The sequence below is a fragment of the Rhodococcus sp. AC861 genome, from assembly GCF_979256035.1.
On record NZ_CEEDMW010000004.1, the window covers coordinates 278,278 to 304,753 of the forward strand.

The window sequence follows — 26,476 nt, forward strand, 5'->3', positions numbered from 1 at the left end:
ACTTCGTGACGTTCTCCAAACGTGGTGGGTGCAGGTCGTAACCTGTGGCCACCACCGTGAACATGCAGGTGAGCCGTACCGCGACAGCGGTAGCGACGCTCCGAGAGAGGCCAGATCACATGCCGTTCATGCCGGTCACCGAGTCGATGTTCCTCCTCGCCGAGACGCGGGAGCATCCCATGCACGTCGGGGGACTCCAGCTGTTCGTCCCGCCCGAGGACGCGGGGGACGACTTCGGGATGCAGATCTACGAGACGTTCCAGGCCGCGACCGACGTCTACAAACTGTTCCGCAAGCGCCCGGCGCCGCCGGTGAACTTCATGGGCACCGTGCGCTGGATCTACGACGAGGAGCTCGACTTCGAGCATCACGTCCGGCGCATCATGCTGCCGCGACCGGGCCGTGTCCGCGAGCTGCTGCGCTACATCTCCGCCGAACACAGTGCGCCGCTCGACCGACATCGGCCGATGTGGGAGCTGCACATCATCGAAGGACTTGCCGACGGGCGCGTCGCCCTCTACAGCAAGATCCACCACTCGCTCGTCGACGGCGTCTCCGCCCTCAAGCTCTTCGAACGCACCCTCTCGGCAGATCCGGAGGCGCGGGACTGCGGCCCCATCTGGAATCCGGCGCTGTTCGAGCGCCCGAAGAAGAGCACGGAGGTCGCCAAGGTCGACGAGGGCGGACTGATGTCCCTTCTCACGACCGGGGCCAAGGCGGCCGGGGAGCTGGCGGGAGTCGGTCCCGCCGCGGCCCGCATCGGCATCAACAAGTTGCGGGGCAACGAGATGGTGCTGCCGCTGACGGCGCCCCGGACGATGCTCAACGTGCCGATCGGCGGAGCGCGGCGGTTCGCGTCGCAACAGTGGTCCAAGTCGCGGATGAAGGACATCGCGTCGGCCCTGGGAGTCACCCTCAACGACGTCGTGCTGACGATGTGCTCGGGTGCGTTGCGCTCGTACCTCATCGACCGCAATGCGCTGCCCGATCAGCCGTTGATCGCCATGGTGCCGGTGTCGATGCGTGAGGCCGGTGCCGACGCGGACGGTGGCAACGCCGTGACCACCGTGCTGTGCAACCTCGGCACGGATCAGCCCGACCCGGAGCGTCGTCTCGCCTCCGTCGTCTCGTCGATGAACGAGTCGAAGGCGATGATGCGCAACTTGTCTCCGCTGCAGGCGCTGAGCTACGGTGCCGCCGTGATGGCCCCCCTGTTGCTGACTCCCGTCCCGGGTTTCGTGCGTAACACTCCACCGCCGTTCAACGTGATCATCTCCAACGTGCCCGGCCCGAAGACCGAGATGTACTGGAACGGTGCGCGACTGGACGGGGTGTACCCGGCGTCGATCGTGCTGGACGGTCAGGCGCTGAACATCACGTTGGCCACCAATGCCGACAACGTGAACTTCGGACTGGTCGGAGATCGACGGAGCGTGCCGTCCCTGCAGCGGATGCTCACGCATCTCGACACCGCACTCGAGGAGCTCGAGAAGTTGGCCGACGGGTGAGTCTCGCTCTACGGCCCATGGTTCCGCGGGACCCGAACGAGGAACATCGAGCTGCGAGTTCGCTGGAGCTGTTCTTCGACCTGGTCTTCGTCGTCGCGGTGTCGTTCGCCTCCGTGGAACTGGCCCATCTTCTGGAGGAGGACCACATCGCGTCGGGCGTCGGCGCCTACGCGATGGTGTTCTTCGCCATCTGGTGGGCGTGGATGAACTTCACATGGTTCGCCACGTCGTTCGACACCGACGACTGGCTGTACCGCGTGACCACCATCGTGCAGATGGCGGGCGTGCTCATCCTGGCCAGTGGTGTCTCCGACGCGATGAGCGACTACGACTTCACGCTGGTGACCATCGGCTACGTCGTGATGCGTCTGGCGATGGTGAGTCAGTGGATACGGGCGGGGCTGCGCAACAGCGCGTTCCGCGCCACCGCCGTGCGGTACGCGGTGGGCATCACCGTCGTGCAGGTGTTGTGGGTCGCCCGACTCGCGCTTCCCGACAGCGTGGCCGTGCTCGGGTTCGTCGCGCTGGTGGCCGCGGAGCTCGCCGTACCGGTGCTGGCGGAGCGCGCCGGGCGGACGCCGTTGCACGGTGAGCACATCGCCGAGCGCTACGGTCTCTTCACCCTCATCCTGCTCGGTGAGTCGTTGCTGGCCTCGGCGACGGCCATCGTCGGCGGCATCAACGAACACGATCACACGGTCGAACTCGTCGGCCTCGCGATGGCCACGCTCGTCGTCGTCGCCGGTATGTGGTGGCTGTACTTCTCGGTGTCGCAGGAGGATTCGGTCGGGGCGAGACTCGGTCGCTCGTTGAGTTTCGGCTACACGCACTACTTCGTGTTCGCGGCGGCGGGTGCTGTGTCCGCGGGCATCGAGGTGGCCGTCGCGCACATCGAGGGTGACGGAGCGCTGTCGGACCGTCAGTCCTCCGCCGCGATCACGATTCCGGTCGCGGTCTTCGTCCTGGGGTTCTGGATGGTGGCGATGCGCCGCCGGTCGTCACGGCTGGTGAACATCGTGACGCCGGTCGGCGGTGTGGCCGTGCTCGCGGCCACGGCGGTACCCGGATCGGCCGTCGTCAGTGGGGCCGTGACGGCGGTGATCCTGCTCGTCGTGGTCGGCACGACGGTCGCCGATCGGGCCGCTCACTCCTCCGGTTCGACGTAGCGGGGGAACACGCCCGCAGGCTTGGGCAACGCCACACCCGGCGTGAGACGCGTTGTCAGCGAATCGAATTCGCGCTCCGTCACCCCGAGCAGGTCGAGCAGCTTCGCCGTGCTGTCGGGCATGAACGGCTGGGTCAGCAGGACGGTCACGCGGAGCACCTCGAGGGTCACGTACAGCACCGTCGCCATGCGTGCCGGATCCGTCTTGCGCAGGACCCACGGTTCCTGCGACGAGAAGTAGCGGTTGGTCTCCGCGAGTACCGACCAGATCGCGTCGAGCGCCAGGTGCATCTCGACGGCGTCCATGTGGACGCGCACCGCGGCGTGAAGGTCATCGACGCGAGCGAGCATCGCCTCGTCGTCGGCGGTGAACTCGCCGGGTGTCGGCACCTGCGCATCGCAGTTCTTGGCCACCATGGACAGCGACCGCTGAGCCAGGTTCCCCAGTTCGTTCGCCAGGTCGGCGTTGATCCTGGTGACGATCGCCTCGTGGCTGTAGCTGCCGTCCTGTCCGAACGACACCTCGCGCAGGAGGAAGAAGCGCAGCGAGTCCAGGCCGTACTCCTCGATCAAGGCTGCCGGGCTCACGACGTTGCCCACCGACTTGGACATCTTCTCGCCCTTGTTGGTCAGGAAGCCGTGCGCGAACACGCGTTTCGGCAATTCGACACCTGCCGACATCAGGAACGCCGGCCAGAACACGGCGTGGAATCGCACGATGTCCTTGCCGATCATGTGGACGTCGGCCGGCCAGAACTTCCGGAACGACTCGCTGTCGGTTTCGGGGTAGCCGACGCCGGTGAGGTAGTTCGTCAACGCGTCGACCCACACGTACATGACGTGGTCGGGATCGCCGGGAACCTGGACACCCCAGTCGAAGGTGGACCGTGAGATCGACAGGTCCTTGAGACCGGACTTGACGAAGCTCGCCACCTCGTTGCGGCGACCCGCCGGGAGGATGAAGTCGGGACGCTCCTCGTACAGCGCGAGCAGCTTGTCCTGGTACGCGGACAGTCGGAAGAAGTACGTCGACTCCTCCGTCCATTCCACCGGTGTGCCCGACTCGGTCGCGATGCGGGAACCGTCGTCCTGAAGCGTGGTCTCACCCTCGGCGTAGTAGGCCTCGTCGCGCACCGAGTACCACCCGCTGTACGAGTCGAGGTAGATGTCTCCGTTGTCGGTCATCTTCTGCCACAGGTCGCGGCTGGCCTCGAGGTGGTCGGCGTCGGTGGTGCGGATGAACCGGTCGAACGTGATCTTCAGCGACTCCTGCATGGCCTGGAACGCGTCCGAGTTCCGGCGCGCCAGATCGGCGGTGGAGATGCCCTCCTTCGACGCCGTCTGCGCCATCTTCAGACCGTGCTCGTCCGTTCCCGTCAGGAACCGCACGTCGAACCCGTCGAGCCGCTTGAACCGAGCGAGGACATCGGTGGAGATGTACTCGTACGCGTGGCCGATGTGGGGATCACCGTTCGGGTAGGCGATAGCGGTCGTGATGTAGAACGCAGGCTTGTTCGAACCGGTCTCAGTCATGGTGCGCCTACTCTATCTTTCGTGCCGAGAGACCGTCCCGCCCCCGACTTGCCCACTCCGCTCGCACCGCTCGTGGACGCGCACACGCACCTCGACGCGTGCGGGGCCACCGATGCAGCGTCGGTCGCGGCGATCCTGGATCGTTCCGAGTCGGTGGGCGTCGGACGCGTCGTCACCGTCGCGGACGACCTGGACGCGGCCCGTTTCGCCGTCGCTGCGGCGCACTGGGATTCGCGCGTCTTCGCGGCCACTGCCATTCACCCGACGCGGGCGAACGTGCTCACCGACGAGGTGAAGACCGAGATCGAACGCCTCGCGCGAGATCCCCGCACCGTCGCCGTGGGGGAGACGGGGCTCGACTACTACTGGCCGGGGAAGCTCGACGGCTGCGCCTCGGTCGAGGAGCAGGTCGACGGGTTCCGGTGGCACATCGACCTGGCCAAGCGCGTCGGGAAGCCGTTGATGATCCACAACCGCGACGCCGACCACGACGTTCTCGCGGTGCTGCTGGACGAGGGCGCACCGGAGACGGTGATCTTCCACTGCTTCTCGTCGGGTCCCGAGATGGCGCAGGTGTGTGTCGACGCGGGGTACGTGCTCAGCTTCTCCGGCACCGTGAGCTTCAAGAACTCGCACGACCTGCGGGAGGCGGCGCAGCTGGTCCCGGACGGGCAGTACTTGCTCGAGACCGACGCGCCGTTCCTGACACCGCATCCGTTCCGAGGTGCTCCGAACGAGCCGTACTGCCTGCCCTACACGGCCCGTGCGCTGGCCGAGGCGACCGGCCGAACTGCCGACGAGGTCGCGGCGTCGGCGACCGCCACGGCCGAGCGGGTCTACCGGATGGTCTAGTTCGGGGGCGGGAACTCGCCGTACGGGGTGATGGTGTTCCCGGTGAGGTCGAACTCGACGAACGAGGTGTTCGACGGGCAGCACAACGCGTCGTCGGGGTTCAGCCAGCGGTAGCGCACCGTGACCGTGCTGTCGGTCGCACCGACCACCGAGGTGTAGCTGTACGCATCCGACGTGGCGGTCCCGAGGTAGTCACCCGAGTTGGTGAAGAACAGGACGTGCGACTGCACCGTCCCGTTCCGGATGCCGGTGCCCGTCGCCCGCGCCCACTCCAGCGTCGGGCACCCGTCGGCGCTGGTGCCGGGAGTGTGGTCGTCGATGACGAACACCCCGCCCTGGGAGTCGGTACCCAGATTCGCCACGGCAGTGCGCACATTCAGCGAGTTCGGATCGACACAGGGCACCACCTGCGCGGGCTGCACCGGTGCGGGTGCCGGAACGGTGACCGTCTCGGTCTGCGTCTCCACCTGCGGTGCCAGAGCCGGCACCGCAGGTGTCGACGTCGTGCTCGGTGATTCCGCCGGGAGTGCGGTGCCGGTCGTGCCGCCGGAACTGCACGACACGGCCGCGGCGGCGCATGCCGCCACGGCCAGGACGGCCATCGAACGCGAGAGAGTGGTCACCGGGCCTCCAGTTTGTCCGTACCGAGCGTTCTGCTCGGTGGTCGAAGGGTGTGTCGGCGACCACCACCCGATCGTTACCGATGCTCAGGTCACGATCGGGTCGCGGCGACGCGTCAGTCGTCGTCGCCGTAGGTCTCCACCAGTCGATCGAACTCGGCGCGGTCGATCACGCTCGGCTCGTTGATGGCCAAGGCCTGCGCGTACTTACCGGCCAGGTGGTAGTCACGGCCCAGGGGTCCGCGTTCGCCGTCCTCGTCGTCGTCCTGCGCACTGGCGCCGGGCGGCACCTCGTTCTGCAGGCCGTTGGTCTGCGCACCCAATCGAGCGTCGATCTTCGCGGTGATCTTCTGCATCAACTCTTGCTCGTCGCTCACGTACGCGCCTCTCTCGTGACTACAGGACCTTGTCGAGGAAGTCCCTCGTCCGGTCGTTCTTCGGATTGCCGAACAGCTCGTCCGGAGAACCCTCCTCGACGATGTACCCCTCGGCCATGAAGATCACACGGTCGGAGACCTCACGGGCGAAACCCATCTCGTGCGTGACGACGACCATGGTCATGCCGCCCTTCGCCAGATCTCGGAGAACCTGCAGCACCTCGCCGACCATCTCGGGGTCGAGCGCACTCGTGGCCTCGTCGAACAGCATGATGTCCGGATCCATCGCGAGCGCCCGCGCGATCGCGACGCGTTGCTTCTGCCCACCGGAGAGCTGGGCGGGCTTGGCGTTCTCCTTGTCGGCCAGGCCGACCTGGGCCAGCAGACGCACGGCGTTCTCGCGCGCCTTCGCCTTGTCGGCCTTCTTCGTCTCGACGGGGGCGAGCATCACGTTCTCGACGACGCTCATGTGCGGGAAGAGATTGAAGTGCTGGAACACCATGCCGATGTGCTGGCGCACGGAGTCGAGGTTCACCTTGGGATCGGTCAGATCGAAGCCGTCGACGACGACCGTCCCGCCGGTGATGTCCTCCAACTTGTTCAGGCAGCGCAGGAACGTGCTCTTGCCCGAGCCGGACGGGCCGATGACGCACACCACTTCACCCGAGTGGACGTCGACGTCGAGGCCCTTGAGCACCTCGAGGTCGCCGAACGACTTCTTCAGACCGATGGCGCGGATCTTGACCTCGCCCGCGGAGGCGTCGGGCGCGATGCTTTCGGTGCTCACTTGTTGATCCTCTTCTCGAGACGGTTCGACAGCATCGTCAACGCCATGATGATGACGAAGTACATGACACCGATGATCAGCCACATGTTGAACGACTGGAAGTTGCGGGCGATGATGATGCGCCCCGACTGGGTGAGCTCGGCCAGGCCGATCACCGACAGGATCGAGGTGTCCTTCAGCGTGATGACGAACTGGTTGATGTAGGACGGGATCATGGTCCGGATCGCCTGCGGCATCACGACCTTGCGCATCGACGTCAGGTAGCTGATGCCCAGGCTGCGCGAGGCCTCCATCTGGCCCTTGTCCACGGACAGGATGCCGCCGCGGACGATCTCCGCCATGTAGGCACCGGCGTTGAGCGAGAGCGTGATGATGCCGGCGGTGAAGGCGGACATCTGGAAACTCAGGGCCGCGGGGATGCCGAAGTAGATGAAGAACGCCTGTACCAGCAGCGGAGTGCCACGGAAGATCGCGACGTAGGTGGCCCCGATGCCGCGCAACCACGCCTTGGTCGACACCCGGAAGAGTCCGAACACGGCGCCGAGGATCAAGGCCAGGACGATCGAGATGACCGTCAGGACGATGGTCAGCCAGAGGCCCTTCAGCAGTTCCTTGTACTCGCTCTTGATCAGTCCGGGGATCGAGTTGTCGGTCTCGTCCGCCGCGGCGCCGATGTAGGTGTTCAGGATCTCGTCGTACTTGCCGGACGAGCGCAGATTGTTCAGTCCGGTGTCGAAGGCGGCGAGAAGCTCGGCGTTGGCGCCCTTGTTCACCGCGAAGCCGTAGTTGCTCGGAGATTCCTTCTCCGTGACCGTCTTCAGGCCGTTCCCCTGAGTGATGCCGTACTGCAGCACGGGGTAGTCGTCGAACACGGCCACCGAGTTACCGGTGCGCACCTCGTCGTACATGCTGGCCGAGTCCGCGAAGTAGCGGGTGGTGAAGCCGTACTGGTCCTTGATGGACTCCGCGAAGTCGGCGCCCTCGGTGCCGTTCTTGACGGCGACCTGCTTGCCGGCGAGGTCGTCGTACGACGCGATGGACGAGTTCTCGAGCACCGCCATCTGTACGCCGGATTCGAAGTACGGATCGGAGAAGTCGAACACCGCTTCGCGCGCCGGCGTGATCGTCATACCGGCGATGACGGCGTCGGCCTGATTGGCCTGCACTGCTTGCAGCGCCGCGTCGAATCCGAGCGGCCGGATGTCGACGGAGAATCCCTGGTCGTCGGCGATGGCGCGGATGAGGTCCATGTCGATGCCGACGAACTGGCCGTCGGAGTTCTGGAATTCGAACGGCGCGAACGTGACATCCGTCGCAACGGCGAACGTGCGTCCCTCGACCGAGCTCGGCGGTGCCGGCTGGGCTCCCGCCGCGGGAGCGAGCATCAGCGCGACGAGCGCCACGACGGCGGTGATCACCGGCACGCGACGGAGTCGTCGCAGACGCGGTGGGGGAGTCGGGTTCACGGAGGGCCTTCCACAAGTGGTGATGACGCCGAGTGCGGCGATGTCGGTCGGATCGGACCCTATCGGCCGAGGGGGACGCGACACCCCTTACTGGCCGGTACGGCACGGGTTTCCGTCCCTGCCCCGGCGTCGGGGGCGCGAAGTTGCCGAACCCACACTCGCTCGTTACCGTATCGTGATCGTTGTGGCCGATATCGACCGTGCTGCACACGAGTTGTGTCCCGAACAAGCAAGGAATTCGAAGTTGCGTTATTCGTCCGTGATGCCGCACGTGCTCCCGATGTCCGAGCAGGCCGTCTGATGTCGCATGTCGCTCGTCTGAACTCTGCCCGCTCGCGCCTCCTCTACATCGTGGTCGCCGCGCTGCTCGCCACTCTCGTCGTGGGCGGCGGAGTCGCCGTCGCGCGCCACAAGACCGTGACCATCGACGTCGACGGCCAGCAGGTGCAGCTGTCCACCATGACCACCGATGTCGGCAGCGCACTCGCTGCCGCCGGCTACGAGCCGACGCCGCGGGACGAGGTCGCTCCGTCCGCGGACGCGCCCCTCGCGGACGGGGAAACGGTGACCCTGCGTCGCGCTCGCGAGGTCACGCTCACCGTCGACGGCGCACCGAGCACCGTCTGGACCACCGCGACCACCGTCGCCGAGGCCAAGGACCAGCTCGGGATCGCTCCCGACGTCCACATCGACGAGCCCGAGACCACGCAGCTGCCCCTCGCCGGCGCCACCGTGAACGTCGTTCTCCCCAAGTCGGTCGTCCTGGCGGACGGCGGTGCCCCGCCCACCCCGATGCGCAAGGCAGCACCGACCGTCGGTGAACTCCTCGAGGCCGCCGGTGCTCCGCTGGTACAGAAGGACACCGTCGAGCCGGCGGCCGACGAACCCCTCGTCGACGGCGCGACCATCACCGTCACCCGCGATCGCACCGAGTCCCTGACCGTCACCGAGCCGGTGAACGCACCCGACGTGCGCATCGAGGACCCGACGATGAACCAGAGCAAGACCGTCGAGGAGTCCGCGGCCACCCCCGGCGTCCAGAACGCGACGTACTCGGTGAACAAGGTCAACGGCGTCGAGGTGTCCCGCACCCTCGTCACCGCGGACGTCACCACACCGCCGGTGGCCAAGACCGTCCGGGTGGGCACCAAGCCCGGTACCGAGGTGCCGCCGGTGCAGAACGGGTCCATCTGGGACGCTCTCGCGCAGTGCGAGGCGACCGGCAACTGGGCCATCAACACCGGTAACGGCTTCTTCGGCGGAGTGCAGTTCGACCAGAACACCTGGGAGCGTCAGGGCGGTCTCAAGTACGCCCCCCGCGCCGACCTCGCGAGTAGAGAAGAGCAGATCGCCATCGCCACGCAGACCCAGGAGACGCAGGGATGGGGCGCCTGGCCGTCCTGCACCAGCAAGCTGGGCCTGCGCTAGTCCCGCGCCCGACTACTCTTCCCCTGTGTCAGACAACCGAGTGCAGCTGCTGGGACCCGCCGAAGTTCGCACACTGGCGGCCGAGCTGGGCCTACGTCCGACCAAGACGTTGGGGCAGAACTTCGTGCACGACGCCAACACCGTGCGTCGCATCGTCTCGGCCGCCGGCGTCGGCGCGGACGACACGGTGCTCGAGGTCGGACCCGGTCTGGGATCGCTGACGTTGGCGTTGCTCGACGTCGTGCACGACGTCGTCGCCGTCGAGATCGATCCCGTTCTGGCAGAACGACTTCCCCGTACCGTGTCGGAGCGTGCGGGGGAGCGCGCCGATCGACTGGCCGTCGTCGGCGCCGACGCGTTGCGCGTCACCAGGGATCAGATTCCCGGCGCACCGACCGCCCTCGTCGCCAATCTCCCGTACAACGTCGCCGTCCCGGTGCTTCTGCATCTGCTGGCCCTGGTTCCGACGCTGCGCACGGCGTTGGTGATGGTCCAGTCGGAGGTCGCCGACCGACTCGCCGCACCTCCCGGCAGCAAGACGTACGGAGTTCCCAGCGTCAAGGCGGCGTACTTCGGTGACGTCCGCCGAGCGGGCGCGGTGGGGCGCACGGTGTTCTGGCCGGTGCCGCAGGTCGAGTCGGGTCTGGTGCGGATCGATCGTCATGCCGATCCGCAGTGGCCCATGGACGAGGCATTCCGGAAGACGCTGTTCGCCGTCGTGGATGCGGCCTTCGCGCAACGCCGCAAAACTCTTCGTGCAGCACTCGCCGGCTGGGCCGGGTCCGCGGCGGACGCGGAGCGCCGACTCGTCGAGGCCGGGGTCGACCCGTCGGCGCGCGGTGAGACGTTGGACGCCGCGGCATTCGTCCGCCTGGCTCAGTCGTCCAGGGCGCCGGCGTAGCGACGCGCCAGCCGACTGTGCCGGTCCGCTTCGATCCGGCAGGCCTGCACCAGATCGTCCGGCCCGACCACTGTGAAGTCGACGTCGAACGCCGACAGCCAGCGCGCCATCGAGGTGTAACTGTCCGAGGTCACGGCCACCGCGCATCGCGCGTCGTCGATCGTCTCCAGAGTTCCCCACTCGGGGTCGACGAGGTGCTCGACGTCGCCGGCCGGGACGTGCAGGATCACCCGGCCACGAGCGGCGGAGAAGGCGCGATCGATGCCGCGGGCGACGAACTCGGCCGCCCCGCCCTCGGGCAGGTCGCGCGGCGTGAACCGGGGGCCGGTGGGAATCTTGGTCTCCATGCGATCCACCCGGAACGAGCGCCAGTCCTCTCGCGCCAGATCCCACCCCACCAGGTACCACCGCATCCCCGACCTGACCAGGCGGTAGGGCTCGACCTCGCGCCGCATGACGTCACCGGTATGTGTGCGGTAGTCGAAGCGCAGGCGTTCGTGGTTCTGACATACCGTCGCGATGCCGGTCAGCACCGCCACGTCGACGCGGGAGGGCACGGGTCGTGCGGACGGAAGAACGTCGATCGTCAGAGCGTCGAGCCGGTGCTGGAGCCGCGACGGCATCACCTGCCGCAACTTCGCGAGCGCGCCGACCGCCGACTCGGCCGTCCCGATCACCGACGCCGACGCGCCGCTCTGCAACCCGACGGCCACGGCGATGACCTCGTCGTCGCTGAGCAGCAGCGGCGGCATCTCGGCGCCCGCACCGAGGCGGTAGCCGCCGCCGACCCCCACGGTGCCGTCCACCGGATAGCCGAGCGATCGCAGTCGGTCCACGTCACGGCGCACCGTTCGCGGAGTGATCTGCAGGCGCTCGGCGAGATCCTGACCGGACCAGTCGCGACGCGTCTGCAGGAGGGACAGCAGGGCGAGCAGTCGGGCCGAGGTCTCACGCATGCGCCCATAATGCTCCCGATAGCGGACGGCAGGTGTCCTCTATCCGGTTCGGACCTTGTCCGTCGGCCGACTAGAGTGATATGTCGTGCTCACAGTCGTTCCGCGGCCGGTCTCGGTCCGCGCCCCCGCCAAGGTCAATCTGCATCTCGCAGTCGGTGACCTGCGCCCCGACGGCTATCACGAACTCACCACCGTCTTCCACGCCCTCTCGCTCGTCGACGACGTCTCCGTCGTCGCCGCCGAGTCGTTGTCGGTCACCGTTCTCGGTGACGACGCGGCGTCCGTGCCCACCGACAGCAGCAACCTGGCGTGGAAGGCGGCCGAGTTGGTGGCCGTTCACGCCGGCCGCGCGCCCTCGGTCGCGATCACCATCGACAAGGGAATTCCCGTCGCCGGCGGCATGGCCGGCGGCAGTGCCGACGCGGCCGCTACGATCGTCGCGCTCGACGCGTTGTGGAGCCTCGGTCTGTCGCGCTCCACCGTCATGGACTTCGCCGCGCAGCTGGGGAGCGACGTGCCGTTCTCGGTCTCGGGCGGCACGGCCGTCGGCACCGGGCGCGGGGAGAAGCTGCTGCCCGTCCTGTCGCGTAACTCGTTCCACTGGGTGTTGGCGCTGGCGAAGGGTGGTCTGTCCACCCCTGCCGTGTACGCCGAACTCGACCGCCTGCGTGAGCGCGGTGAACCTCCGCGGCTGGGATCGCCGGACGAGCTGATGCAGGCTCTCGCGTCCGGGGATCCCGCGCGTGTGGGCCCACTGCTGGGCAACGACCTGCAGGCCGCGGCGCTGTCGCTGGAGCCGGGGCTGAGACGGACCCTGCGCGCGGGGATCGAGGCGGGCGCGATCGCGGGCATCGTCTCCGGCTCGGGTCCTACCTGCGCCTTCCTCTGTGCATCGGAGGATCACGCGGTGGAGGTGGGCGCGGAACTCTCCGGCGCCGGCGTCTGCCGCACGGTACGCGTGGCACGTGGACCGGTAAGCGGAGCGCGAGTGCGCACCGAACGCGACCAGAACGACACGAACCGGGGACAACACTGATGGCCAACCTGATCAACCTGGAGCAGGTCTCCAAATCCTTCGGCGTCAAGCCGTTGCTCGAGAACGTCTCACTGGGCGTGCAGGAGAACGAACGCATCGGAGTCGTCGGTCTCAACGGCAACGGCAAGACGACGATGCTCGAAGTCCTCGCCGGGGTGGAGCAGCCGGACTCCGGTCGCGTCAGCCGCGTCGGTGGCCTGCGGATGGCCGTCGTGACGCAGCGCGGCGTCCTCCCGCCGGGATCCACGATCGGCGACATCGTGCTCGCGCCCCTCGGAGTCGCCGAGCACGAGTGGGCCGGGGATTCGCGGATCCGCAGTGTCCTCGACGGCATCGGCATCACCGGTCTGGGACTGGATGCACCGGTCGAACAGCTCTCCGGTGGCGAGCGTCGGCGCACCGCACTCGCGGCGGCCCTGGTCCAGGACCTCGACCTGCTCGTCCTCGACGAGCCCACCAACCACCTCGACGTCGAGGGCGTGCAGTGGTTGGCCGAGCATCTGGTAAACCGGCGTTCGTCGCTGGTCGTCGTCACCCACGATCGCTGGTTCCTCGACACCGTCGCCACCCGCACCTGGGAAGTGGTGAACGGACAGGTCGAGACGTACGAGGGCGGCTACGCGGACTGGATCTTCGCCCGCGCGGAGCGCTCTCGCCAGGCCGACGCCGCGGAGGACCGTCGCCGCAACCTCGCCCGCAAGGAACTGGCATGGCTGCGGCGTGGCCCGCCCGCTCGTACCTCGAAGCCCCGCTACCGCATCGAGGCCGCCGAGGCACTGATCTCCGACGTGCCTCCGCCCCGCGATTCGGTGGCGCTGTCGAAGTTCGCGCAGACGCGGCTCGGACGCATCGTCATCGAGCTCGAGGACGCCACGTTGGCGACGCCCGACGGTCGAATTCTGGTCGAGGACTTCACGTGGCGCCTCGCGCCGGGCGAGCGCATCGGTCTGGTCGGGGTGAACGGATCCGGCAAGACCACCTTGCTGCGCACCATCGCAGGCGAGCTGGAACCGGCGACGGGCAAACGTATCCAGGGCACGACGGTGCGCATCGGGTGGCTCCGCCAGGAACTCGACGACCTCCCGGTGGGTATGCGGGTGCTCGAGGCGGTCCAGGATGTCGCGGAGCGAATCCAGTTGGGCGACAGAGAGATCTCGGCAGGACAGCTCGCCGAGCGTCTCGGGTTCACACCCGCGCGTCAACGCACACCGGTCGGCGATCTGTCGGGTGGCGAGCGCCGTCGACTGCAACTGACGCGTGTCCTGATGTCCGAACCGAACGTTCTGCTTCTCGACGAGCCGACCAACGACCTCGACATCGACACGCTCCAGCAGCTCGAGGATCTACTCGACGGCTGGGCCGGCACGATGATCGTGATCAGCCACGACAGGTACCTCATCGAGCGTGTCTGCGACTCGACCTGGGCGTTGTTCGGTGACGGCAAGCTGACCAACCTTCCGGGTGGCATCGAGGAGTATCTGCGTCGACGGGCGAAGATCGCCGCGGCCGACGACGCAGCTCCCGGCATGTCGTCCGGCGGGGGAGCGAAGTCGGCGGCAGCCAAGGGTGGCGCCGACGAGCGCGCCGCCCGCAAGGAGCTCTCCAAGCTCGAGCGTTCGCTGGTCAAGCTGGACGACAAGGTCCGCGCGCTGCACGCCTCGCTGGCCGAGTCCGCGACGGATCCGTCCACGCTGCAGTCGCTCAACGCCGAGTTGCTCACCGTCGTCGCGGAGAAGGACTCCGTCGAGGAGCGGTGGATGGAGCTGGCCGAAGAACTCGGCTGACCGCTCGCGCCCGACCCGGCCTCGCCGGGTCGGGCTACTCTCGCGTTCGGGCGGTCGATGGGCGACCGCGATGTGCGGCAGGAGTGACGATGGCATCCGTCGTGTCCGAAGTCATGGGCTCGGAGTTCGAGAAGCTTCATCCGAAAGTGCAGTGGCGCTTCGGTTTCGGTGCGGACGATCATGTCGCACAGTTCGGAACCGGTGTCATGGAATCCATTTCGCACTCGGCGTTGCTTCCGCCACCGGCGCTGTGGCTCGGCGGTAAGCGCAAGATGGTGCCCTCCTCGTCCGGCACGGACATCCCGTTCACCATCGCAAATTACGCGTACACCGACGACCTGGGTCGGCCGACGCTCGCGTTCGTCCGTCGCTTCCAGTTCCCCGGCCACGAGGTCGCGCTGGACTCGGTGATGGTCCTCGGCTCCCGTGGGGCCCTGGACTACATCGGGTCCGGTCCCGACATGGTCGTTCACACACAGTGTTCCGCGGATGCGGACGGCGGGTTGCAACTCGACAGCGGCCTTCCCCGGTTCCTGGCACCTCGTGGATCGATCAAGCCGCCGGGCATCCTGTCCGCGGAGACGACCGGCCGCGAGTGGTGGGACGAGGAGCAGCAACGTCACCGCATCGACATCCAAGTGCGCGGACGCACTCTGGGACAACTGTTTCGGTACACGGGATGGTTCACCGCGACGCAGGAAACCTGCCTTCCGACCGATCTTCCGCCGGAACTGGGTCCGACGCGCACTGATCCGCGCGAGTAGGAGCGCGGAGACTGCCGTTCGAGCAGGTGGGAATTTTTCTCACAACCGTCACCAATCCCCCATGGGACCCGGATCCGAATGGTGGATGACACAACCGACAGCGGCCGGTGATCATCACCGGCGGTGAGCGGCTACAAGTTCCGTAAACGAAGGGTTTCTCGCCATGAGCGTCACCAAGAGCAAGAGTGCAGTTGCAGTCGGCTTCGCAGCAGTCGCACTCCTCGGACTGTCCGCATGTTCGTCCGATGACAGCAGCACTGCCACCGACACCGCCACGAGCAGCATGGAGTCGATGACCTCGTCGTCGTCCGCCATGTCGTCCAGCACCGCCATGAACTCCAGTGCCGATCCGGCCTCCAACCTCGTCGGCTCCGGCTGCGCCGGCTACGCCGAGCAGGTCCCGGACGGCGCCGGCTCCGTGAGCGGAATGGCTGCCGATCCGGTCGCCGTCGCTGCCTCGAACAACCCGATCCTGAAGACGCTCACCGCAGCGGTTTCCGGTGGACTGAACCCGGGCGTCAACCTGGTCGACACGCTGAACGGCTCCGAGTTCACCGTCATCGCCCCGACCGACGACGCGTTCGCCAAGATCGACCCCGCCACCATCGAGACGCTGAAGACCGACTCGGCGCTGCTGACCAAGATCCTCACGTACCACGTGATCCCCGGCCAGATCGCTCCCGACGCCATCGCCGGCGAGCAGACCTCCGTCGAGGGCCAGGCAGTCAACGTCACCGGTGAGGGCGAGTCGCTCAAGTTCAACGACTCCAACCTGGTGTGCGGTGGCGTCAAGACCGCTAACGCGACCGTCTACCTCGTCGACTCGGTCATGATGCCCCCCGCATGATCCACTCCTTCCGAGTGAATCTGCGTGACCGGTAGTACGAACAACTCTCTTCTCGACGGTCGTCCCCCGACTGTGTCCGTCGTGAAGTAGCACAAGGCGACCCGAGATTCTTCTCGGGTCGCCTTTGTGCGTGCTGGGTCGGACCGCAGTGTGCACACGACGAAGCCCCCGGCGTGTCGATGCCGGGGGCTTCGGTCGTATCAGGTGTTGCTGTCGATCAGCGGAAGCCCTTGGCGGGGTTCTGCAGGTCGAGGACGACCGTGGTGCCGTTGGAACGGACGTGCAGCTCGGGGCTCGCGAGCCCACCGGAGGTGAGGTACTCGCCGAGAAGCTGGAGAAGCTCGTCGGGGCCGGTGGAGGAATCCATCGGACGCGTGTCCCGGCTGGTGATCTCGTTCTGCGTCAGGCGACCGGCGATGCGGATGGACGCGATGCCCATCGCGGTGCGGCGGTCGGGGCTGGGGTGACGACCGGCGGCGAAGCTGCTGCCGTTCGACGAGCCGTTGGTGGACGAGCTGCCGCCAGGCAACGCGTGTTCGGAAATCTGATCACTGGTTGTCATGTCGACCTCACTCGGTTTCGGGGTGGCGTTCGTGGGTGTCCGGGTAGACCGATGGGCAGGTGCTTTGCCGATCTTGATGCCCGTCAAAGGCCCGCTTGATCCGTCGCTCATTGTTCGGACTACTCCTCGATCGTCTCGGTACGTGTCTCGAACAACTTCCAAGAACAAACCAGAAGTACGTTCGAACAGAAAAAAAGTACCACGAGATCGAAGTAACGCCTATATATCGCCCAAAGGACTAGATATTGCCCCAACAATGGTGAGGCGAGTTACGGAGATATCCCAAGCCGTCAGTCGGCGGCGGCAACCAGAGGCTCCAGAGTGAGCTCCGGCATCTCCTTCTGGATGTATTGCAGGCGCCACTTGTCGCTGACCAGTGCCAACAGCACGCCGTCGCTACGGGTGAAGACCTCGATGCCTCGTTGCCGCCCCAGCTCGCCTGCCGACTCCGCGTCGGTACGTCGAGCGATCGAGTACCCCAGCGGTTCCATCCGCGCTTCGACACCGAACTCCGACTTCATACGCGCTGCGACCACTTCGAACTGCATCGGGCCGACGGCAGCCAGGACGGGAGAGGCATCTCCGCGGATGTCGTTACGCAGGATCTGCACGACGCCTTCCTGGTCCATCTGGTCGACCGCGCGACGGAACTGCTTGTACTTGCTTGCGCTCTCGGCGCGCAGTACCGAGAAATGTTCGGGCGCGAACGACGGAATCGGGGGGAACTCGACCTTCCGGTCCGCGTACAGGGTGTGGCCGGGTGCCAGCGCCGTCGCGTTGACCAGTCCGACGACGTCACCCGGATACGCGTTCTCCACCGTGGTGCGCTCACGGCCGAACACCGTCAGCGCGTACTTGGTGGTGAACGGCTTGCCGGTCTGGGCATGCGTGACCACCATGCCGCGTTCGAACACACCGGACACGACGCGCATGAATGCCAACCGGTCACGGTGGGCGGTGTCCATACCGGCCTGCACCTTGAACACCACGGCGCTGAACGGGTCGGTGACCTCACGCTCTCCGCCGGCGATGTCCGGCCGGGGGCCGGGCGCCGGAGCGAACGAGACCAGGGTGTCGAGGATCTGGTGGACGCCGAAGTTCAACATCGCGGACGCGAAGATCACCGGCGACGTCCGGCCGGCGAGGAACGCGTCCTCGTCATGGTGCTGGCCGCTCTCGACCAACAGTTCGCTCTCCTCGACAGCGGTGGTCCACTCCTCGCCCTCACGCGAGGCCGCGGCGTCGGCACCCATGAATTCCTCGGGAGCGATGGTGGCGCCGCCGGCGGTGCGGGTGAAGTGGATGTACTGCTGCTCCGAGACATCGAGCAGGCCGCGGAAGTCGCCGGCGATCCCCACCGGCCAGAACAGGGGAGTGGGCGTCAGACCGATGCGCTCGTCGATCTCGTCCAGCAGTTCCAGGGGAGAGCGGCCGGGCCTGTCCCACTTGTTGATCACGGTGATCACGGGAATGCCGCGGTGCCGACACACCTGGAACAGCTTGAGCGTCTGCGGCTCGAGCCCTTTCGCGGCATCGATCAACATGACGGCGGCGTCCACCGCCGTCAGGACGCGATACGTGTCCTCGGAGAAGTCGGCGTGCCCGGGAGTGTCCACCAGGTTGATGGTGTGATCCGCGTACTCGAACTGCAGCGCCGTCGAACTGACGGAGATGCCGCGGGCCTTCTCCATCTCCATCCAGTCGGAGACGGTCGAACGACGCCCCGCCTTGCCGTGGATCGCTCCGGCCTCGGAGATCTTGCGGGCGTGCAGGGCGAGAGCTTCGGTGAGGGTCGACTTTCCCGCGTCCGGGTGCGAGATCACGGCGAAGGTCCGACGTCGGTCCACCTCGCGCCGAAGATTCTTCGGCGGGGTGGTGCCGGTCGCGGGGACCGCGGTGGTGGTGTCGGTGTCGACGGACGGGGTGCTCACGAAGGCCTTTCTTCGGTGACCGCAGATGCCGGGTCACTGGTCGGAACGTATCCAGGGTACTCGGCCGACACGCCGAGCCCGTCCGTCCGTAACAGCGGTCACCGTAGGCCGGATGTAACAGTGGTGCGCGGACCCTGCACACACCACCGATGAAGGAGCGACGTTGAGCAAGTTCACCGAGGAGATGTACGCGACCGCGGCCACGACGGACCGAGGCCTCGTCACCGGTGAGCCGGATGCGCCCCTGCGGCAGACATGGGGAGAAATTCACACGGTCGCCCGTCGGATGGCCGGTGGGCTCGCCGCAGCCGGTGTCTCACGGGGTGACGCCATCGGCATCCTGGCCGGTCAGCCCGTCGACATCGCGCCGTCGTGCCAAGCGGCCTGGATGCGGGGCGCATCGGTGACGATGCTCCATCAGCCCACTCCCCGCACCGATCTCGCCCTGTGGGGGGAGGACACGGAAACCGTGATCCGGATGATCGACTGCCGTGCCGTCGTCCTCGGAGCACCCTTCGATGCTGCGGCGCCCATCCTCGAGGAGCGCGGGATCACCGTGCTGACCATCGACGATCTGCGCGGCGGTGAGGACACGGACCCCGTGCACACCGACGAGTCCGACATCGCGCTGCAGCAGCTCACGTCCGGGTCGACGGGGTCGCCGAAGGCCGTCCGCATCACGCACGAGAACTTCTACGTCAATGCCTACGCCATGATCGACCGCATCGAGTACTCGCTGGACACCGATGTGATGGTCAGCTGGCTGCCGCTGTTCCACGACATGGGCATGGTCGGGTTCCTGTCCGTGCCGATGCAGGTCGGTGCGGAAGTCGTCAGCATCACGCCCATCGACTTCCTCCGCTCGCCGCTGCTGTGGGCACAGCTGATCGACAAGTACCGCGGCACCGTGACCGCCGCGCCCAACTTCGCCTACTCGTTGCTCGCACGCAGACTCAAGCAGGCGCCGGACGACACGGCACTGGATCTGTCGACGCTGCGCTACGCGTGGAACGGCGCCGAGCCGGTCGATCCCGACACGATGCTCGCCCTCGCCGATGCCGGCGCCCGGTTCGGACTGGCGCCCACCGCGCTGGCGCCCGTCTACGGGATGGCGGAGACGACGCTGGCGGTGTCGATTCCCGTGCGCGATCGAGGTCAGGTGCTCGACGAGGTCGATGCCGATCTTCTCGAGGTGATGGGCCGCGCCGTCCCGTCGACCAAGGGCAACGTGCGCCGACTCGCGACGCTCGGGCAGATGGTGCCCAATCTCGAGGGACGCGTCGTCGACACCGAGGGGCAGGTACTTCCCCGCCGCGGCGTCGGTGTCATCCAGGTGAGAGGAAAGGCCGTGACGCCCGGCTACGTCACCGTCGACGGACCCGTCTCGGCGCAGGACGCGGACGGCTGGCTCGACACCGGCGACATCGGCTACTTCACCGAGGACGACCTGGTGGTGGTGTGCGGGCGCATCAAGGACGTCATCATCATGGGTGGCCGCAACATCTACCCGACCGATATCGAACGCGCGGTGGGCACGGTGGCGGGTGTCCGCCCCGGCAATGCGGTGGCCATCCGGCTCGACGCGGGTCAGAAGCGCGAAAGTTTCGCCGTCGCAGCGGAAACCAACGAGATCGGCGATCCCGAGGCGGTCAAGCGCATCGAGCGCGACATCGTGCACGCAGTCGTGTCGGAGGTGGGGGTGCGACCGCGAACCGTCGCGGTACTCGGCCCCGGCACCATCCCGAAGACGTCCTCGGGCAAGTTGCGACGCGCGAACTCGGCGTCACTTCTGGGCTGATCGATCAGGGGCGGTGCACGCGGTTCTGCGCGTCCTCGAGGGTCGTCTTCAGGAGCAGTTCCACGGCGTCGGCAGCCTCTTCGACGACGACCGAGACCTCGTCCCGCTCGGCCGCGGCGAAGGGCTTGAGCACGTACGCCGCGGGATCCATCCGTCCCGGCGGACGGCCCACACCGACGCGCACACGAAGATAATCCTTCGTGGACAACGACTTCGAGATCGAGCGGAGTCCGTTGTGGCCACCCTCGCCGCCACCGAACTTGAGGCGGACGAGACCCAGATCGACGTCCAACTCGTCGTGGACGACGATGATGTCCGCCGGCGCGACCGAGAAGAACCGGGCCAGATTCGCGACGGGCCCGCCGGACTCGTTCATGTACGAACGGGGTTTGCCGAGGATGACCGGCCGATCACCCAGACGCGCCTGCAGCACATCGGAATTGCTGCGCTTGTGGGAGGAGAACGAACCTCGCATGCGCGCGGTCAGTGCATCGACCACCACGGTGCCGATGTTGTGCCGGGTGCGGTCGTACTGGGGCCCGGGATTGCCGAGTCCGATCACCAGAGCGGGCCGATCGGTCATGTCCACCAGTCACTTTCGCAGTAATCGACGACAACGGCGCGCCTTCCGAGGAAGGCGCGCCGTGAGTCGTACGAAGTAGGTCAGTTCTCGTCGGCTGCTGCGGCCTCGTCGGCTGCGGAGCTGTCCTCGACTGCTTCTTCTTCCTCGGCGGCGACGTTGCTGGCCAGGTCGCCTGCACCCTCGGCCTCGAGGGCTGCCTCGCTGGGCGCCTCGACGACGTTGACGAGGAGGAGCTCGGGATCGGAGATCAGCGTCGCGCCCTTGGGGAGCTCGACGGAGCTGGCCAGGATCTGGGTGCCGATCTCGGCGCCCTCGACGGAGACCTCGAACTGCTCGGGGATCTGCGTGGCGTCGACCTCGATCTCGATGGCGTTCGCATCGGTGGTGACCAGTGCGCCGGGGGCTGCGTCGCCGGTGACGACGACGTTGATCTCGACCGTGACCTTCTCGCCGCGACGGATGACCAGCAGGTCGGCGTGCTCGATGTAGTTACGGATCGGGTGGACGACGACCGACTTGGTCAGCGCGAGGTGCTTCTCGCCGTCGACGTCGAGCTCGACGACCGCGTTGGTGCCGTCGGCACGCAGGATCGCGGCGAAGTCGCGGGCGTTGAGCGCGAGGTGCTTGGGCTCGGTGGCGTGACCGTAGAGGACGGCCGGCACGAGGCCGTCGCGGCGGGTGCGGCGAGCTGCGCCCTTGCCGAACTCGGTGCGAGTGGTGGCCTTGATGGCATTGGTGTCGGACATGTGTGAGAGAACTCCTCGAAAGACGTGTGCGGCGGGGTACTACTCGCCCGGCGTGGACACGAACGAGGACGGCCGCTGACGACCGTGCCTGCGTCGATCACGGTGACACCCATACACGTGGACGTCACCCTCGCCGAGACAACTCGGTCGACATTACCGGACCATGGATGCCGGAGGTTAATCGGATGTCCGGACAGTGCTACCGGACCAGGGCGCGGCAGGCGTCGGCCGCCTCGTCGATCTGGTCGAGAGTCAGGAAGTAGTGGGGGGATGCTCGCACCACGGAGTCCAGTCCGCGCGCCGTCATGTCCAGCAATGTCGACGACGCCGGGCTGACGGTCACGGTGATGTCCCGCGCTGCGAGTGCGTCCTTGACCGCGGTGGTGTCCACTCCGTCGACGGTGAACGTGACGATGCCGGTGCGGCGCTCACCCGGATCGCGGACGGAGATGCCCGCGGTGTCGGCCAGGGCGACCCGCAGTCGGTCGGCTCGCAGTCGCACCGCTGCCTCCACCGCGTCGACACCCAGGTCGAGCAGGTAATCGACGGCGGCACCGAGACCCAGGCGCGCGGCGACGTCGTGCTCCCACGTCTCGAATCGGGTCGCGTCCGAGGCGACGGTGTAGGTGTCCGGGCCCGTCCAGGAGGCGCTGTGGAGATCCAGTGAGCGCGGCTCGAGGGTGTCGAGCACCGACTCCGCGACAGCGAGGAATCCGGTGCCGCGCGGCCCTCGGAGCCACTTGCGCCCGGTCGCCGACAAGGCGTCGACACCCAGTCGGGGCAGGTCGAGCGAGCTCTGTCCGACCGACTGGCACGCATCCAGAACGACGAGAGCGCCGAATCGATGCGCGATGTCCGCGACTTCTCGGACGGGGTTGAGAAGCCCGCTGTTGGTCGGTGCGTGCACGAGGGACACCAAGGCCACCCGGTCGTCCATCATCGCCTCGAACGCGGCGAGGTCGATCGAACCGGACCCGTCGCTCGGGACGACCTCGACGACGGCGCCGGTGTGTCGTGCCCGCTGCAGTGCTGCGATGGCGTTGGTGGCGTACTCGACCGACGAGATCAGGATGCGATCGCCGGGTGAGAGCGGGACCGCGTAGAAGAAGTCGCACCAGGCTCGCGTCGCGCTGTCCGAGAGCGCGATGCTCGACGCTGGAGCACCGACGAGCCGTCCGACGGACGTGCGCACCGCGGCCACGTCGTCCGCGCGTTCCCGCGCCGCGCGATAGCCGCCGACCTCTTCCTCTCGTCGGAGATGGCCGATGACGGTCTCCACGACCGGTCGGGGCGGAAGCGACGAACCGGCACTGTCGAGGAAGACGCCGTGCGCGGCCGCCGGGGTATCGGCCCGAACGGCATCGATGTCGACGGTGTCGGTGGGGGGTGCTTCACTCACGCTCATCGGTACGGACAGTACCGGCGCCCGGTCGCGGGAGCGATTAGTCTCGAACGGGGCGGGGTAGAGAAGACCGGGGGCTCGCACCACGAGTTCCGTACCGAGCGGAGGCTTGCATGACGTCCACTTCTCCCGATGTCAGTTCGCGTCCGGCCGCGGAGACCTACATAGCGAGGGTGTGCTTCAAGGTGGGCCCGCCGAGGCTCATCGGCGCCGAGCTCGAATGGTTCACCCGCACGGCGACCGGAACGCGCCCGTCTCTCGATGCGGTCGCCGAGGCCCTGGGAGTCCATACCCCACAGTCTCTTCGGTCCGATTCGCCCGCTCTCGCTCTCCGCTCCGGAAGCATCGTCTCCGTCGAGCCGGGAGGGCAGATCGAATTGTCCTCCGCACCTGCCACGACCATCGACCACGTCGTGGACTCCCTTGCCGGCGATCACCGTCTCTTGGTCGATCTTCTTGCCACGCAGGGCATCACGCTCGACGGAGGCGGCGCGGATGCGGTCCGCGACCCGGAACGGCTCCTGACACTTCCTCGCTACTGCGCGATGGAACGACGATTCCAACGGCACGGCCCCTACGGCAAGCTGATGATGTGCAACACCGCCGCAGTGCAGGTCAGCATCGATGCGGGGGAGGACAGTCGCCGTATCCGGGACAGGTGGGACACCGTGCATGCCATCGGGCCGGCGCTGCTCGCCGCGTTCGCCACTACGCCGGTGCTCCACGGTGTGCCGGAGGGCAAGTGGGCGTCGCAGCGTATGCGGACGTGGTTCGAACTCGACCGCACCCGCACTCGTGTTCCGCTCGGCGTGGACCCTGCGTCGGACTATGCGCGGTGGGTGATGGACGTCCCGCTGCTCTGCGTCCGCCGCGGTGGCACGTTGGTCGAGCCACCCGAGGATTCGACGTTCGCCCAGTGGATCGCCGGCGACCTCGACGAGGAGCTGGGCCGCCGTCCGACCACGGCCGATCTGGACTACCACCTCACCACGGTCTTCCCCCTCGTCCGTGCCAGCGGGCATCTGGAGATCCGGTACCTCGACGGTCAGCCGGACGGGTTGTGGGACGTGCCGATGTACGCGGTCGACGCGCTGCTCTCCACGGAGGCGGTTGCTGCCGAGGCACGAGATCTGGCCCGCCACACGATGGATCGGTGGGAGGACGCGGCACGGGACGGTCTCGCGGACACCGACATCCGGGTCGCCGCGCACGGCCTGCTCACGCTCGCCGCCGACACGGCGCACGGCGCGGCAGCCGAGCGGTTGGCGGACGCGGCACACCGGTGCGCGGCCGGACGCGCACCCACAGCGATGCTCGACGACAGCCGACAGGAGTTCTCTCGATGACCACCGACCTGACCACCGACGTGACGACCGATCGGGTCGCCCTGCGCGATCGGTTGGCCGCGATGCTCGACCGCAGCCGTGCACGGACGCTGTCCCTCACGGACTGCCTGGACGGCGACGGCCTGCGCGAGCAGGTGTCGCCGCTGATGAGCCCCCTGGTCTGGGATCTGGCGCACATCGGCAACCAGGAGGAACTGTGGTTGGCGCGGGACGTCGGCGGGTTCGACGCCGTCCGTGCGGAGATCGACGATCTCTACGACGCGTTCCGCCATTCGCGGTCCTCCAGGCCCGGACTCGACCTGCTGACTCCGGCGCAGGCGCGGGACTACGTGGACACGGTGCGAGCATTGTCTCGGAAGGCGCTGCAACGCTGCACTTTCGAGGAGAGCCGGCTGGTCGAACACGGTTTCGTGTTCGCCATGGTCGCGCAACACGAGCAGCAGCACGACGAGACGATGCTCGCGACGCACCAACTGCGCACGGGCGCGCCGGTTCTCCACGCCCCGGAGTCGCCGGCGGCGCTCGTTCCGGTGTCCGAAGACGCCGAGATCATCGTTCCCGGCGGGCCGTTCGAGATGGGCACCAGCGACGACCCGTGGGCGTTGGACAACGAGCGTCCCGCGCATCAGGTGGACGTCCCGACGTTCGCGATCGACGCAGTCCCCGTCACCAACGGTGACTACATCCGCTTCATCACCGACGGCGGGTACGAACGCCCCGAACTGTGGTCCGAGCGCGGCTGGGCGCACCGGCTCGAGGCGGAGCTCTCGGCGCCTCAGTTCTGGGCTCGCGGCGACGACGGGTTGTGGTGGCGGCGAGTGTTCGGGGAGAACAAGCAGATCCGGCCCGCTCAGCCCGTCGTGCACGTGTGCTGGTTCGAGGCCGACGCCTACGCGCGGTGGGCGGGGAAGCGACTGCCCACCGAAGCCGAGTGGGAGAAGGCTGCACGGTTCGACCCGACCACCGGGACGTCGCGCCGGAATCCGTGGGGTGAGGCGGACGGCGACGAGTCGCACGCGAACCTCGGGCAACGCCACCTCGAGCCTGCCGATGTCGGCGCGTACCCCCAGGGAGCGTCGGCCCTCGGTGTCGAGCAGTTGATGGGCGACGTGTGGGAGTGGACGTCCTCCGACTTCGAGCCGTATCCGGGTTTCGAGATGTTTCCGTACCCCGAGTACTCGGAGGTCTTCTTCGGCGGTGACTACAAGGTGTTGCGCGGCGGGTCCTTCGGCACCGATCAGACGGCCGTTCGCGCCACGTTCCGCAACTGGGATCACCCGATCCGACGTCAGATCTTCGCGGGCTTCCGGTGTGCCCGCGACGTGGGGGCCCAGTAGCCGATGTGTCGACACCTGGGCTACCTCGGCCCGCGCCGTTCCGTCGGGCACGTCGTCACCGCGGGGCCGACGTCTCTGCTGACGCAGAGTTGGGCCCCTCGGGAAATGCGCGGCGGCGGCACGATCAATGCCGACGGCTTCGGGGCTGCCTGGTGGTCGGGGTCCGGCGCACGCACCGCGTCGGCGTATCGGAATGCTTTCCCGATGTGGTCGGACCCGGCCGTCACCGACACCTTGACCCATATCGAATCGACGGCCGTGCTCGCCGCGGTCAGGTCCGCAACTGTCGGAATGCCCGTCGAGCGGTCCGCCTGCGCTCCGTTCGTGGACGGGCGGTGGGCGTTCAGTCACAACGGTGTCGTGGCGGGATGGCCGCACTCGGTGGGATCGCTGGCGGCGAAGATCCCGGTGGAGTCGTTGATGACGCTTGCAGCGCCCACGGATTCGGCTGTGCTGTGGGCGATACTCCGCGATCGTCTCGTCGAGAGCGCCCCGCTCGACGCTCTCACCGGACTCGTCGTCGATGTGGACGCCGCAGCGCCCGACTCGCGTCTGAACTTCCTGCTGTCCGACGGTGACACCCTGTGGGCGACGACGAAATATCACTCGCTGTTCGCGCTCTCGACCGACGACAGTGTCCTGCTCGCGTCGGAACCGCTCGACGATCGCCCGGGGTGGCACCGAATACCCGACCGTAGCGTCGTTACCGCCGCTGTCGGTTCTCTCCACGTCGACACGTTCTGACGC

24 protein-coding genes are annotated in these 26,476 nt (G+C 67.3%); 13 read left to right on the forward strand and 11 right to left on the reverse strand.

All coding sequences use genetic code 11. The annotated features are described in order from the left end of the window. Nucleotides 1–119: 119 nt before the first annotated feature. Together AC0IX4_RS14810 and AC0IX4_RS14815 are read left to right on the forward strand one after the other, a co-directional pair. Nucleotides 120–1,508, forward strand: coding sequence for a WS/DGAT/MGAT family O-acyltransferase (locus AC0IX4_RS14810; RefSeq protein ID WP_056070070.1), 1,389 nt, complete (start codon nucleotides 120–122; stop codon nucleotides 1,506–1,508). Further along, a complete protein-coding gene (locus AC0IX4_RS14815) occupies nucleotides 1,505–2,674 on the forward strand; it encodes a low temperature requirement protein A (protein ID WP_471829630.1) in 1,170 nt (389 codons plus the stop codon). The genes AC0IX4_RS14810 and AC0IX4_RS14815 overlap by 4 nt, the downstream gene beginning before the upstream one ends. On the opposite strand, the gene metG is transcribed toward AC0IX4_RS14815, so the two are convergent. Continuing rightward, the gene (gene metG, locus AC0IX4_RS14820; protein ID WP_471829632.1) at nucleotides 2,653–4,206 is read right to left on the reverse strand and encodes a methionine--tRNA ligase; all 1,554 of its coding nucleotides are present in this window, start codon (nucleotides 4,204–4,206) and stop codon (nucleotides 2,653–2,655) included. The genes AC0IX4_RS14815 and metG overlap by 22 nt on opposite strands. A 21-nt stretch (nucleotides 4,207–4,227) precedes the next feature. On the opposite strand from metG, the gene AC0IX4_RS14825 reads away from it, so the two are divergent. After that, a complete protein-coding gene (locus AC0IX4_RS14825; RefSeq protein WP_082518026.1) occupies nucleotides 4,228–5,058 on the forward strand; it encodes a TatD family hydrolase in 831 nt (276 codons plus the stop codon). Here AC0IX4_RS14825 and AC0IX4_RS14830 read toward each other — a convergent pair. The 4 genes from AC0IX4_RS14830 to AC0IX4_RS14845 form a co-directional block, all read right to left on the reverse strand. Beyond that, nucleotides 5,055–5,681, reverse strand: a complete 627-nt coding sequence (locus tag AC0IX4_RS14830) for an LppP/LprE family lipoprotein (protein WP_471829633.1) — start codon at nucleotides 5,679–5,681, stop codon at nucleotides 5,055–5,057. The two genes, AC0IX4_RS14825 and AC0IX4_RS14830, sit on opposite strands and share 4 nt — an antisense overlap. A gap of 113 nt (nucleotides 5,682–5,794) precedes the next feature. After that, nucleotides 5,795–6,055 (reverse strand): hypothetical protein, encoded by a 261-nt coding sequence (locus AC0IX4_RS14835; RefSeq protein ID WP_056070060.1) that lies wholly within the window; start codon nucleotides 6,053–6,055, stop codon nucleotides 5,795–5,797. A gap of 19 nt (nucleotides 6,056–6,074) precedes the next feature. After that, a complete protein-coding gene (locus AC0IX4_RS14840) occupies nucleotides 6,075–6,842 on the reverse strand; it encodes an amino acid ABC transporter ATP-binding protein (protein WP_327212880.1) in 768 nt (255 codons plus the stop codon). Further along, nucleotides 6,839–8,227, reverse strand: a complete 1,389-nt coding sequence (locus tag AC0IX4_RS14845) for an amino acid ABC transporter substrate-binding protein/permease (protein ID WP_082043072.1) — start codon at nucleotides 8,225–8,227, stop codon at nucleotides 6,839–6,841. Before AC0IX4_RS14845 ends, AC0IX4_RS14840 begins: the two co-directional genes overlap by 4 nt. A 381-nt stretch (nucleotides 8,228–8,608) precedes the next feature. Between AC0IX4_RS14845 and AC0IX4_RS14850 the strand changes: the two genes are divergently transcribed. After that, the gene (locus tag AC0IX4_RS14850; protein WP_042574781.1) at nucleotides 8,609–9,736 is read left to right on the forward strand and encodes a resuscitation-promoting factor; all 1,128 of its coding nucleotides are present in this window, start codon (nucleotides 8,609–8,611) and stop codon (nucleotides 9,734–9,736) included. Nucleotides 9,737–9,761: 25 nt separating this feature from the next. After that, entirely contained in the window at nucleotides 9,762–10,637 is an 876-nt protein-coding gene (rsmA, locus tag AC0IX4_RS14855) for a 16S rRNA (adenine(1518)-N(6)/adenine(1519)-N(6))-dimethyltransferase RsmA (protein WP_042574782.1), read from the forward strand. On the opposite strand, the gene AC0IX4_RS14860 is transcribed toward rsmA, so the two are convergent. Further along, a complete protein-coding gene (locus AC0IX4_RS14860; protein ID WP_042574783.1) occupies nucleotides 10,613–11,593 on the reverse strand; it encodes a helix-turn-helix transcriptional regulator in 981 nt (326 codons plus the stop codon). The two genes, rsmA and AC0IX4_RS14860, sit on opposite strands and share 25 nt — an antisense overlap. 85 nt (nucleotides 11,594–11,678) lie before the next feature. On the opposite strand from AC0IX4_RS14860, the gene AC0IX4_RS14865 reads away from it, so the two are divergent. From AC0IX4_RS14865 to AC0IX4_RS14880, 4 genes are all read left to right on the forward strand, one after another. Further along, nucleotides 11,679–12,629, forward strand: a complete 951-nt coding sequence (locus AC0IX4_RS14865) for a 4-(cytidine 5'-diphospho)-2-C-methyl-D-erythritol kinase (protein ID WP_471829635.1) — start codon at nucleotides 11,679–11,681, stop codon at nucleotides 12,627–12,629. Continuing rightward, the gene (locus AC0IX4_RS14870) at nucleotides 12,629–14,413 is read left to right on the forward strand and encodes an ABC-F family ATP-binding cassette domain-containing protein (RefSeq protein ID WP_042574785.1); all 1,785 of its coding nucleotides are present in this window, start codon (nucleotides 12,629–12,631) and stop codon (nucleotides 14,411–14,413) included. Before AC0IX4_RS14865 ends, AC0IX4_RS14870 begins: the two co-directional genes overlap by 1 nt. Before the next feature lie 89 nt (nucleotides 14,414–14,502). Beyond that, nucleotides 14,503–15,177 (forward strand): DUF4166 domain-containing protein, encoded by a 675-nt coding sequence (locus AC0IX4_RS14875; protein ID WP_471829637.1) that lies wholly within the window; start codon nucleotides 14,503–14,505, stop codon nucleotides 15,175–15,177. Between the two features lie 163 nt (nucleotides 15,178–15,340). Continuing rightward, the gene (locus AC0IX4_RS14880) at nucleotides 15,341–16,024 is read left to right on the forward strand and encodes a fasciclin domain-containing protein (protein ID WP_042574786.1); all 684 of its coding nucleotides are present in this window, start codon (nucleotides 15,341–15,343) and stop codon (nucleotides 16,022–16,024) included. Between the two features lie 217 nt (nucleotides 16,025–16,241). Here AC0IX4_RS14880 and AC0IX4_RS14885 read toward each other — a convergent pair whose 3' ends face one another. Continuing rightward, a complete protein-coding gene (locus AC0IX4_RS14885) occupies nucleotides 16,242–16,586 on the reverse strand; it encodes a hypothetical protein (RefSeq protein WP_231568686.1) in 345 nt (114 codons plus the stop codon). Nucleotides 16,587–16,876: 290 nt separating this feature from the next. Next, a complete protein-coding gene (locus AC0IX4_RS14890; protein WP_042574788.1) occupies nucleotides 16,877–18,517 on the reverse strand; it encodes a peptide chain release factor 3 in 1,641 nt (546 codons plus the stop codon). 163 nt (nucleotides 18,518–18,680) lie between these two features. Between AC0IX4_RS14890 and AC0IX4_RS14895 the strand changes: the two genes are divergently transcribed. Further along, a complete protein-coding gene (locus AC0IX4_RS14895; RefSeq protein WP_471829638.1) occupies nucleotides 18,681–20,315 on the forward strand; it encodes a fatty acyl-AMP ligase in 1,635 nt (544 codons plus the stop codon). Nucleotides 20,316–20,319: 4 nt separating this feature from the next. On the opposite strand, the gene pth is transcribed toward AC0IX4_RS14895, so the two are convergent. The 3 genes from pth to AC0IX4_RS14910 form a co-directional block, all read right to left on the reverse strand. Then, on the reverse strand, nucleotides 20,320–20,898 hold the full coding sequence (pth, locus tag AC0IX4_RS14900; protein WP_471829640.1) for an aminoacyl-tRNA hydrolase: 579 nt from the start codon (nucleotides 20,896–20,898) through the stop codon (nucleotides 20,320–20,322). Between the two features lie 80 nt (nucleotides 20,899–20,978). Then, on the reverse strand, nucleotides 20,979–21,644 hold the full coding sequence (locus AC0IX4_RS14905; protein ID WP_042574790.1) for a 50S ribosomal protein L25/general stress protein Ctc: 666 nt from the start codon (nucleotides 21,642–21,644) through the stop codon (nucleotides 20,979–20,981). A 199-nt stretch (nucleotides 21,645–21,843) separates the two neighbouring features. Further along, nucleotides 21,844–23,049 (reverse strand): aminotransferase class V-fold PLP-dependent enzyme, encoded by a 1,206-nt coding sequence (locus AC0IX4_RS14910; RefSeq protein WP_471829643.1) that lies wholly within the window; start codon nucleotides 23,047–23,049, stop codon nucleotides 21,844–21,846. A 110-nt stretch (nucleotides 23,050–23,159) separates the two neighbouring features. On the opposite strand from AC0IX4_RS14910, the gene egtA reads away from it, so the two are divergent. From egtA to egtC, 3 genes are read left to right on the forward strand one after another with little or no spacing between them, the layout of a single operon-like run. After that, entirely contained in the window at nucleotides 23,160–24,392 is a 1,233-nt protein-coding gene (egtA, locus tag AC0IX4_RS14915; protein ID WP_042574791.1) for an ergothioneine biosynthesis glutamate--cysteine ligase EgtA, read from the forward strand. Next, on the forward strand, nucleotides 24,389–25,729 hold the full coding sequence (egtB, locus tag AC0IX4_RS14920) for an ergothioneine biosynthesis protein EgtB (RefSeq protein ID WP_042574792.1): 1,341 nt from the start codon (nucleotides 24,389–24,391) through the stop codon (nucleotides 25,727–25,729). Before egtA ends, egtB begins: the two co-directional genes overlap by 4 nt. Nucleotides 25,730–25,732: 3 nt before the next feature. After that, a complete protein-coding gene (gene egtC / locus AC0IX4_RS14925; RefSeq protein WP_471829646.1) occupies nucleotides 25,733–26,473 on the forward strand; it encodes an ergothioneine biosynthesis protein EgtC in 741 nt (246 codons plus the stop codon). The last annotated feature ends 3 nt before the right edge of the window (nucleotides 26,474–26,476 follow it).